Raw genomic sequence first — 8,966 nt, forward strand, 5'->3', positions numbered from 1 at the left:
GGGCGGGGCAGGGTCGCCCGGTACTCCCGGCCCGGTCCACCCGTGCCGGGCGTGCGAGCCCTCGTCGTACGCGTCCATCCCGCCCCGTCCCCACAGTCCCGGTCCGAAGTCCCGGTCCGAATTCCGGCCGATCGCCGCCGCCGTCCTGCGTGCGAGGGCGACGTGCCGCCCGCGCACCGCTCCGCAGCGTCGCACGGGAACGGTACTCAGCACCGGCCGTCGCGGCACAGCCCCAGCGGTCCGCGCGTTCCGTGGCCGTCACCACATCCACGGCCGGCCCGGTCGCCCACCGGGGCCCGCCCCCGCCGCCGGTCCCGCTCCGCAGGTTATCCACAGCTGTTGACACCTCGCGGCGCCCGTCTCACCATGGACTCGCACGAACCGAACGATCGGTCGGGAGCGTGTTCCGGGAAGAACCCAGGAAAACCCAGGAAGAACCCAGGTCGAAGGGGACCTCATGGCGACAGCAGTCGACAGCGTCGGCGCCGGCGCGGGCGCGGGCGGCGGGGGTGACGGCACGGAGTACGAGCGCGCCTTCGACGCGGCCGTCGCCGCCGACGAGCGGATCGAACCGCGCGACTGGATGCCCGACGCCTACCGCGCCACGCTCGTCCGGCAGATCGCCCAGCACGCGCACTCCGAGATCATCGGCATGCAGCCGGAGGCCAACTGGATCACCCGTGCGCCGTCGCTGCGCCGCAAGGCGATCCTGATGGCCAAGGTGCAGGACGAGGCCGGACACGGCCTGTACCTCTACAGCGCCGCCGAGACCCTCGGCACCAGCCGCGAGGAGCTGCTGGACAAGCTGCACTCCGGCCGCCAGAAGTACTCCTCGATCTTCAACTACCCCACGCTGACCTGGGCCGACGTCGGCGCGATCGGCTGGCTGGTGGACGGCGCCGCGATCACCAACCAGGTGCCCCTGTGCCGCTGCTCGTACGGTCCGTACGCGCGCGCGATGGTGCGCATCTGCAAGGAGGAGTCCTTCCACCAGCGCCAGGGCTACGAACTGCTGCTGGCCCTGAGCCGCGGCACCCCCGAACAGCACGCGATGGCCCAGGACGCGGTGGACCGCTGGTGGTGGCCGTCCCTGATGATGTTCGGCCCGCCCGACGACGAGTCCCCGCACTCCGCGCAGTCCATGGCCTGGAAGATCAAGCGGCATTCCAACGACGAACTGCGCCAGCGCTTCGTCGACATCTGCGTCCCCCAGGCCGAGTCGCTCGGCCTCACCCTCCCCGACCCGGACCTGCGGTGGAACGAGGAACGGGGGCACCACGACTTCGGCCCGATCGACTGGACCGAGTTCCGGGACGTCCTCAAGGGCAACGGCCCGTGCAACGAGGAGCGGCTGTCCCGGCGCAGGCGCGCCCACGAAGAGGGCGCCTGGGTCAGGGAGTCGGCAGCCGCCTACGCGGCCAAGCACACGACCGGCGAGACAGGAGCGATCCGCGCATGACCGACACCGACTGGCCCCTGTGGGAGGTCTTCGTGCGCTCGCGCCGGGGGCTGTCCCACACCCACGCCGGCAGCCTGCACGCCCCGGACGCGGAGCTGGCCCTGCGCAACGCCCGCGATCTGTACACCCGCCGCGGCGAGGGCGTCTCGATCTGGGTCGTGCCGTCGTCCGCGGTCACCGCGTCCTCGCCCGACGAGAAGGACCCGTTCTTCGAACCGGCCGCCGACAAGCCCTACCGGCACCCGACGTTCTACGAGATCCCCGAGGGGGTGCAGCACCTGTGACGACGACACCCGCCCGGGACACCGTCCTCACGACGGCCGCACTCGCCCTCGGCGACGACGCCCTCGTGCTCTCCCACCGCCTGGGCGAATGGGCCGGCCACGCCCCCGTGCTGGAGGAGGAGGTCGCCCTCGCCAACATCGCGCTGGACCTGCTGGGCCAGGCCCGCGTACTGCTGTCGCTGGCGGGCGACGAGGACGAGCTGGCGTTCCTCCGCGAGGAGCGCGCCTTCCGCAACCTCCAGCTGGTCGAGCAGCCGAACGGCAACTTCGCCCACACCATCGCCCGCCAGCTGTACTTCTCCACCTACCAGCACCTCCTGCACGCCGAACTCGCCGCCGGGGACGGCCCGCTGGCACCGCTGGCCGGCAAGGCCGTCAAGGAGGTCGCCTACCACCACGACCACGCCGAGCAGTGGACCCTGCGGCTCGGCGACGGCACCGCCACCGGCCACACCCGGATGCAGCGGGCGGTGGACGCGCTGTGGCGGTACACCGGCGAGATGTTCCAGCCGGTCGAGGGCCTCGGCATCGACTGGCCGGCCCTGGAGACGGCCTGGCTGGAGCGGATCACGCAGGTGCTGCACAGGGCCACGCTCACCGTGCCCGCCGGCCCGCGCACGGGTGCGTGGGCGGCCGGCGCCGGACGCCAGGGGCTGCACACCGAGCCCTTCGGCCGCATGCTCGCCGAGATGCAGCACCTGCACCGCAGCCACCCGGGGGCGACATGGTGACCCCGGCGGCCACCACCCCGCTGGAGGCGGAACTGCTCGAACTGGCCGGTTCGGTGCCCGACCCCGAACTGCCCGTGCTGACCCTGCGCGAGCTGGGCGTGGTGCGCGCGGTGCACGCACACGGGGCGGACGCCGTAGAGGTCGAGCTGACCCCCACGTACACGGGGTGCCCGGCCGTCGAGGCGATGTCGGCGGACATAGAGCGAGTGCTGCGCGAGCACGGGGTGCGTGAGGTCACCGTCCGCAGAGTGCTCGCGCCCGCCTGGTCGACCGACGACATCACCGACGAAGGACGGCGCAAGTTGCGGGAGTTCGGCATCGCCCCGCCGCGCGTACGGCCGGCGTCCGGTGCGGTCGCGGTGGATCTCGGACCGACCCGCACCCGCGGCCCACGGGCGCACGGAGCGGGCGAACCCGTGCCGGAGCCCGTGCGGTGCCCGCACTGCGGCTCTGCCGACACCGAACTGCTCAGCCGTTTCTCGTCCACCGCGTGCAAGGCGCTGCGCCGGTGCCTGGACTGCCGTGAACCCTTCGACCACTTCAAGGAGTTGTGATGGCGCGCTTCCACCGGCTCCGGGTGGCCGCCGTCGACCGGCTCACCGACGACTCCGTCGCCCTCACCCTCACCGTCCCGCCGGACCTGCGCGAGGAGTACCGCTACGCCCCCGGCCAGCACCTGGCCCTGCGGCGCAGGGCCGACGGCGAGGACATCCGGCGCACCTACTCGATCTGCTCCCCGGCCCCCGACGGCGCGGGACCCGACACGCTGCGGGTGGGGGTGCGGCTGGTCGAGGGCGGCGCCTTCTCGACGTACGCCCTGAAGGAGATCGGCGTCGGGGACGAGCTGGAGGTGATGACCCCGGCGGGCCGTTTCACTCTCCCGCCCGCACCCGGCCGGTACGCGGCGATCGTCGGTGGGAGCGGCATCACCCCGGTGCTTTCCATCGTCTCGACCCTTCTGGAGCGCGAGCCCGGCGCCCGGTTCTGCCTGATCCGCAGTGACCGGACGGCCGCCTCGACGATGTTCCTGGAGGAGGTCGCCGACCTGAAGGACCGCTACCCCGACCGGTTCCAGCTGGTTCCGGTGCTCTCCCGGGAGGAGCGGCAGGCGGGGCTGCCGTCCGGACGGCTCGACGAGGAGCGGCTCGCCGCCCTGCTGCCCGCTCTGCTGCCCGTGGGGCAGGTGGACGGCTGGTTCCTGTGCGGCCCGTACGGGCTGGTCGAGGGGGCCGCACGGGCCCTGCGCGGCCTGGGCGTGGCGCGCTCCCGCATCCACGAGGAGATCTTCCACGTGGACACCGGCGCACCGGCCGCCCCCACGGCACCGGCCCCCGCCCACAGCACCGTCACCGCCCTGCTCGACGGACGCGGTGGCACCTGGCCCGTCCAGGACGGCGAGGCCCTGCTGGAGACGGTGCTGCGCAACCGCCCCGACGCCCCCTACGCCTGCAAGGGCGGGGTGTGCGGAACGTGCCGCGCCTTCCTCGTCTCGGGCGAGGTGCGGATGAACCGCAACTTCGCGCTGGAGTCGGAGGAGACCGACGCGGGCTATGTACTGGCATGCCAGTCGCATCCGGTGACGGAGAGGGTGGAGCTGGACTTCGACCGGTGACGGCCACACCGCCACCGTCCCGGCAGCGCTGTCCACACCGCGCGGACCGTTCCCTGCCTCTTGAACCCGTTCTTCCTTGACACCCCGTCAGAACGGCGGAAGGCAGGGGACGCCGGGTCCGTCGGCGGCGCGGGCCGTGCTCTCCGGGGCCGCGCGGGACGCGGGGACCAGTCCGGCACTCACCTCGGGCCCCGTCGCCGACATGTCCCGACCGCACCCCGGGGGATGAGCGGGCCGACGCGGACCTGCTCATCCTGCTGCTCGCTGCTGCTCGACGCGGAGTACGGCGACGCCGGCCCGGACCCGGTGCCCGATGCGCGGCGCGGCCTGCGATGACCGCCCGCCCGTCCCCGGTACCGCAGAACGCGGGTACTACAGAACGTGCCCGGGCCGGCCGTCATCGGTGACGACGGGGCGTCCCGCGGACTCCCACACCTGCATGCCGCCGTCCACGTTCACGGCGTCGATGCCCTGCTGGACCAGATACATCGTGACCTGGGCCGAGCGCCCGCCGGAACGGCAGATCACATGTACCCGGCCGTCCTGCGGAGCCGCCTCGGTCAGCTCGCCGTAGCGGGCGACGAACTCACTGATCGGGAGGTGCAGCGCCCCTTCGGCATGACCGGACGCCCACTCGTCGCTTTCGCGGACGTCCAGCAGGAAGTCGCCGTCCTTGAGGTCCGAGACCCCGACCGTGGGCACTCCAGTCACAAAACTCATACCCCCGACGCTACCGGAAGCCCCGGCCCAGGGACTCTCACGCCCGCCGGACCGGCTCTCAGCCCTCCAGAGCCTCCAGGGCCGCCAGCTCCGCCTCGCGCTCGGTCACCTCGGCGCGCAACTGCTCGGCGATCTCCTCCAGGAGACGGTCCGGGTCGTCCGGGGCCAGCCGGAGCATCGAGCCGATGGCGCCCTCCTCGAGCTCCTTGGCGACCAGCGTGAGCAGTTCCTTGCGCTGGGCGAGCCATTCGAGCCGGGCATAGAGCTCCTCGCCGGCGCTCGGGGCCTGCTCCTTCAGCTTCGGGCCCGCCGCCCATTCCGCGGTGAGTTCCTTCAGCTCTGCCTCGCTGCCGCGGGCGTAGGCGGCGTTGACGCGGGTGATGAACTCCTCGCGACGGTGGCGTTCCGCCTCCTCCTGCGCCAGGTCCGGGTGGGCCTTGCGGGCGAGGTCGCGGTAGAGCCTGCGGGCCTCCTCGCTGGGCCGCACCCGCTCCGGGGGCCGGACGGGCTGGTCGGTGAGCATGGCCGCGGCCTCCGGGAAGAGGCCGCTGCCGTCCATCCAGCCGCCCAGCAGTTCCTCCACGCCGGGGATCGGCTGCAGCCGGGAGCGCGCGTCGTCGGCCAGCCGACGGTCCTCGGGGTCACCGCTGCGGGCGGCCTTGACCTCCAGGATGCGGGCGTCCAGCTCCTCGAGCCGGGCGTACACGGGGCCGAGCCGCTGCTCGTGCAGCCGGGAGAAGTTCTCGACCTCGATGCGGAAGGTGTCCACCGCGATCTCGAACTCGATCAGCGCCCGCTCCGCGGCCCGCACGGCCTGCTCCAGCCGTGCCTCGGGCCGCTGCGCACCACCGCCGACCGACGCCTGCCCCGCACCGGCACCGCCGCTGCCCTGCTCACCCTCCGAGGTCGTCACCCGAACAGCGTAGGGCACCACCGCCGCCCCCGAATCCCACCACCCTGCTTCCCGACGCCGCCCGCGCTGTCCCCGGGAGCCGGCCGACCGGGCTCTCCACCCGGCCGGCGGAGAACCCCCGGAAGAAGTGAAGCAGTGCTCAGACCCCCATCTCCGCCGCGATCCGGCCCGAGCGGACCGCTGCCACCAGGTCCGCGTGGTCCGCCTCCGTGCGGTCGGCGTAGCGGAAGGCGAAGTCGCCCATCGCCTCGTCGAGTTCGTCGTTCTTGCCGCAGTAGCCCGCGATCAGGCGGGGGTCGGCGCTGTGGGAGTGGGCGCGGGCCAGGAGGGCGCCGGTCATCCGGGCGTAGTCGTCGACCTGGTCGGCGGACAGGGCCGTGGGATCGACGCTGCCCTTGCGGTTGCGGAACTGCCGTACCTGGTAGGGCCGCCCCTCGACGGTCGTCCAGCCCAGCAGGTTGTCGCTGACCACCTGCATCCGCTTCTGGCCCAGGACCACGCGCCGGCCCTCGTGGCCGGCGTCGGGGACGTCGAAGCCGGCCGTCAGCAGATGCGGCACCAGTGCCGAGGCTCGGGCCTCCTTCACCTGGAGGACAAGGGGCTCACCCCGGTGGTCGAGGAGCAGCACGACGTACGAGCGGGTGCCCACGCTGCCCGTGCCGACGACACGGAACGCCACGTCCTGCACCGCGTGCCGGGCCAGCAGCGGAAGCCGGTCGGGCTGGAGGGTGCCGACGTACTCCTCCAGTGAGGAGGCCACCGCCAGGGCCTCGGCGTCGGGGACGCGACGCAGCACCGGCGCGGCGTCGACGAAGCGACGCCCGCCGTCCTCCGTCGCCTCGGTGGACTTGGCCGCGAAACGACCGCTGGTGTTGGCGCGGGCCTTCTCGTAGACCCGCTCCAGCGTGCCGAGCAGATCGTGCGCGTCGGTGTGGGAGACCAACTCCTCGTCGGCGATGGCGTTCCACGCGTCCAGCACCGGCATCCTGGCCAGCAGCCGCATCGTGCGACGGTAGGCGCCCACCGTGTCACGGGCGGCCTTGCGGCAGGTGTCCTCGTCCGCGCCGACCTCCCGTCCCGCGAGCACCAGCGAGGTGGCGAGCCGCTTGAGGTCCCACTCCCAGGGGCCCCACACCGTCTCGTCGAAGTCGTTGAGGTCGATGACCAGCCCACCGCGCGCGTCGCCGTACAGACCGAAGTTCGCCGCGTGCGCGTCGCCGCAGAGCTGCGCGCGGATCCGCGTCATGGGAGTGCGGGCCAGGTCGTGGCCCATCAGGCCCGCCGATCCGCGCAGGAAGGCGAACGGTGTCGCCGCCATCCTGCCCACCCGTATCGGCGTCAGCTCGGACAGCCGGTCACGGCTGGACTCCTCGACCGCACTGACCGCGTCGGGACGGGAGGGATCCAGGTCGAGAGCGGAGTGCGCCCCGCGCGGCACCAGCCGGCGCAGAGCCTTGCCGTCCGCCTTGGCCGAGTCCTCGGGCGGCCACGCCGCGAAGCCCGGTACGCGCGGCAGCCGCCGCACCTCACCGGCAGCGAGGCCCGACTCCGTCTGCTCCGCCGCCCTGCCCGTCCCGGTCCCGCCGGCACCCGTCTCGGTCACCACAACCGCCTCCCCCGTACGCCCACGCGTACGCCCGTACACACGCGTCGGCCGCGCCGCACACGAACGGCCACCGGCCGTCGGCCCGCCTCGACGTCGACACGGGCGGCGGCGCAGGCCATGACATCAACTGTGCCGACCGTACAACCCGGTGGCCGAAATGCGTCAGGCCCTGTGGACAACTCCGGGACCGTGGACGACTTCGTCACCCACCCGCACCCCTGCCACCACCCACCCCGCGACCACCGTCCACCCCATCGTCCGAGCCACGGCTACCGCCTGCCACGCCTGTCCTGCTGTCCCGTTATCCCGCTTCTGCCCCGGTGGTCACATTCCCCGTGGCCGGTTCCAGTCGCCCCGCCTCAAGGGCCCGTCGGCCGCGGTCCGCCGAGATGTCCAGCCGGGCCAGCACCGCCGGCACCGCGATGCCCGGCAGCATGTGCTGGAACAGCACCACGACCCGGTGCTCCAGGTCCTGCCGCTGACAACGCAGCTGGGAGAGGAGCTGCACTCCCGAAAAGCTCGCGACCAGCAGTTCCGCCGTCTCCGTCACCTCGACATGCGGCAGCAGCTCGCCCCTCGCCTTCGCCTCGGCCAGGGTCCGGGTGGTCTGGTCGATCCACATCCGGAACGCCGGAGTCCGGTCCAGTCCCAACGCTCCCTGGTCCAGGGCCAGTCCGACGCTGGCGCGCACCAGCGGGTCCGTGCACAGCCGCAGGGCCAGCACCAGACCGGAGTCGACGAGTTCCTGGAGTTTGCTGGACTGGGGCGGCAGGGTCACCGCCAGCTGCTCCTCGAAAATGCCGAGCGCCAGCTCCTCCTTGGAGCCGAAGTGGAAGTACAGCGCGCCCTTGGTCACTCCGGCCCGGCCCAGAATCTCGCCGATGGTCGCCGAGGTGTAACCGCGTTCGTCGAAGACGGCCGCGGCCGCGTCCAGAATGGTCCGCCGTGTGCGGATCGCGCGCTCCTGTCGCGCCATCGGGTGCCTCCTGATCTCCGTGCATCTCGTGGATCGCCGTGAAGTAGCCATGCGGTAGCCATGCGGTAGCCATGCGGTAGCCGTGCGGTAGCCGTGCGGTCGGCATACCGCCGTACCACGATGCCGTGCGGTCGCGTGGGCTTGTGGGCTCGTCTCCAACGGTGTGGATCACCCTTGAAAAAAACCGGCTCGTCCGTATCTTAGTGCGAAGTCGACCGGAGCCAGGCCTTCTATCCGGAGGGTTCCTCATGCCGCAGTCAGGTGCCACAAGCACGCCCACGGGGGATCGAACCGGACGGCGGAGCGCGCCCGCAACCACCATCGGACAGGCCGCCGGGACACCCACCGCCACCCGCGTCACCGCGGAACTCGCCCACCGGACCCGTGCGGCGGACATCTTCCCGACGGAATGGGTCCGCCTGTCCGAATTCGGCTTCCGCGTCACCGCGTACTGGCCCGCCGACCACTCCTTCTTCGGCCCGGTGGACGACCTCCACCAGGATCCGATGATCATCGCCGAGACGCTGCGCCAGACCACGATGGCCCTCGCCCATGCCGAGTTCGGCGCCCCCCTCGACACCCACTTCGTCATGGGGGACCTGGGAATCTCCACCGCCCCCTCCGAACTCCTGCTCGCGGATGCCGCGGAGCCGGTCACCGTCGAC

At 72.4% G+C, this 8,966-nt stretch carries 11 protein-coding genes; 6 read left to right on the forward strand and 5 right to left on the reverse strand.

All coding sequences use genetic code 11. The annotated features are described in order from the left end of the window. A partial coding sequence (locus AOK11_RS44175) for a hypothetical protein (protein WP_206188978.1) occupies positions 1-195 on the reverse strand: 195 nt, incomplete at its 3' end. Positions 196-457: 262 nt separating this feature from the next. Here AOK11_RS44175 and paaA point away from each other — a divergent pair. From paaA to AOK11_RS33235, 5 genes are read left to right on the forward strand one after another with little or no spacing between them, the layout of a single operon-like run. Continuing rightward, the gene (gene paaA / locus AOK11_RS33215; protein WP_055597390.1) at positions 458-1,459 is read left to right on the forward strand and encodes a 1,2-phenylacetyl-CoA epoxidase subunit PaaA; all 1,002 of its coding nucleotides are present in this window, start codon (positions 458-460) and stop codon (positions 1,457-1,459) included. After that, positions 1,456-1,743 (forward strand): 1,2-phenylacetyl-CoA epoxidase subunit PaaB, encoded by a 288-nt coding sequence (paaB, locus tag AOK11_RS33220; RefSeq protein WP_055597391.1) that lies wholly within the window; start codon positions 1,456-1,458, stop codon positions 1,741-1,743. Before paaA ends, paaB begins: the two co-directional genes overlap by 4 nt. Next, a complete protein-coding gene (gene paaC, locus AOK11_RS33225) occupies positions 1,740-2,474 on the forward strand; it encodes a 1,2-phenylacetyl-CoA epoxidase subunit PaaC (protein ID WP_055597392.1) in 735 nt (244 codons plus the stop codon). Before paaB ends, paaC begins: the two co-directional genes overlap by 4 nt. After that, positions 2,468-3,028 (forward strand): 1,2-phenylacetyl-CoA epoxidase subunit PaaD, encoded by a 561-nt coding sequence (gene paaD / locus AOK11_RS33230; protein WP_055597393.1) that lies wholly within the window; start codon positions 2,468-2,470, stop codon positions 3,026-3,028. The genes paaC and paaD overlap by 7 nt, the downstream gene beginning before the upstream one ends. Then, complete coding sequence (locus tag AOK11_RS33235; protein WP_055597394.1) at positions 3,028-4,086, forward strand: 2Fe-2S iron-sulfur cluster-binding protein; 1,059 nt, start codon at positions 3,028-3,030, stop codon at positions 4,084-4,086. The genes paaD and AOK11_RS33235 overlap by 1 nt, the downstream gene beginning before the upstream one ends. Before the next feature lie 372 nt (positions 4,087-4,458). Here the strand turns inward: AOK11_RS33235 and AOK11_RS33240 are convergent, their stop codons facing one another. The 4 genes from AOK11_RS33240 to AOK11_RS33255 all read right to left on the reverse strand — a co-directional run bounded on the left by AOK11_RS33240 (position 4,459) and on the right by AOK11_RS33255 (position 8,301). Further along, on the reverse strand, positions 4,459-4,788 hold the full coding sequence (locus tag AOK11_RS33240; protein ID WP_055597395.1) for a rhodanese-like domain-containing protein: 330 nt from the start codon (positions 4,786-4,788) through the stop codon (positions 4,459-4,461). Between the two features lie 76 nt (positions 4,789-4,864). Further along, complete coding sequence (locus AOK11_RS33245; protein ID WP_206188979.1) at positions 4,865-5,719, reverse strand: hypothetical protein; 855 nt, start codon at positions 5,717-5,719, stop codon at positions 4,865-4,867. A gap of 139 nt (positions 5,720-5,858) precedes the next feature. Continuing rightward, positions 5,859-7,322 (reverse strand): DUF2252 domain-containing protein, encoded by a 1,464-nt coding sequence (locus tag AOK11_RS33250; RefSeq protein ID WP_420903037.1) that lies wholly within the window; start codon positions 7,320-7,322, stop codon positions 5,859-5,861. A gap of 304 nt (positions 7,323-7,626) precedes the next feature. Further along, the gene (locus tag AOK11_RS33255; protein WP_055597397.1) at positions 7,627-8,301 is read right to left on the reverse strand and encodes a ScbR family autoregulator-binding transcription factor; all 675 of its coding nucleotides are present in this window, start codon (positions 8,299-8,301) and stop codon (positions 7,627-7,629) included. 248 nt (positions 8,302-8,549) lie between these two features. On the opposite strand from AOK11_RS33255, the gene AOK11_RS33260 reads away from it, so the two are divergent. After that, a partial coding sequence (locus AOK11_RS33260) for an AfsA-related hotdog domain-containing protein (protein WP_276204860.1) occupies positions 8,550-8,966 on the forward strand: 417 nt, incomplete at its 3' end.

The organism is Streptomyces hirsutus, from assembly GCF_001418415.1.
Taxonomy (GTDB): domain Bacteria; phylum Actinomycetota; class Actinomycetes; order Streptomycetales; family Streptomycetaceae; genus Streptomyces; species Streptomyces hirsutus.

Coding starts and splice junctions, on each gene's coding strand:
- paaD (WP_055597393.1), top strand. CDS start 2,468: ATGGTGACCCCGGCGGCCACCACCCCGCTGGAGGCGGAACTGCTCGAA.
- paaB (WP_055597391.1), top strand. CDS start 1,456: ATGACCGACACCGACTGGCCCCTGTGGGAGGTCTTCGTGCGCTCGCGC.
- paaA (WP_055597390.1), top strand. CDS start 458: ATGGCGACAGCAGTCGACAGCGTCGGCGCCGGCGCGGGCGCGGGCGGC.
- AOK11_RS33255 (WP_055597397.1), bottom strand. CDS start 8,301: ATGGCGCGACAGGAGCGCGCGATCCGCACACGGCGGACCATTCTGGAC.
- AOK11_RS33235 (WP_055597394.1), top strand. CDS start 3,028: ATGGCGCGCTTCCACCGGCTCCGGGTGGCCGCCGTCGACCGGCTCACC.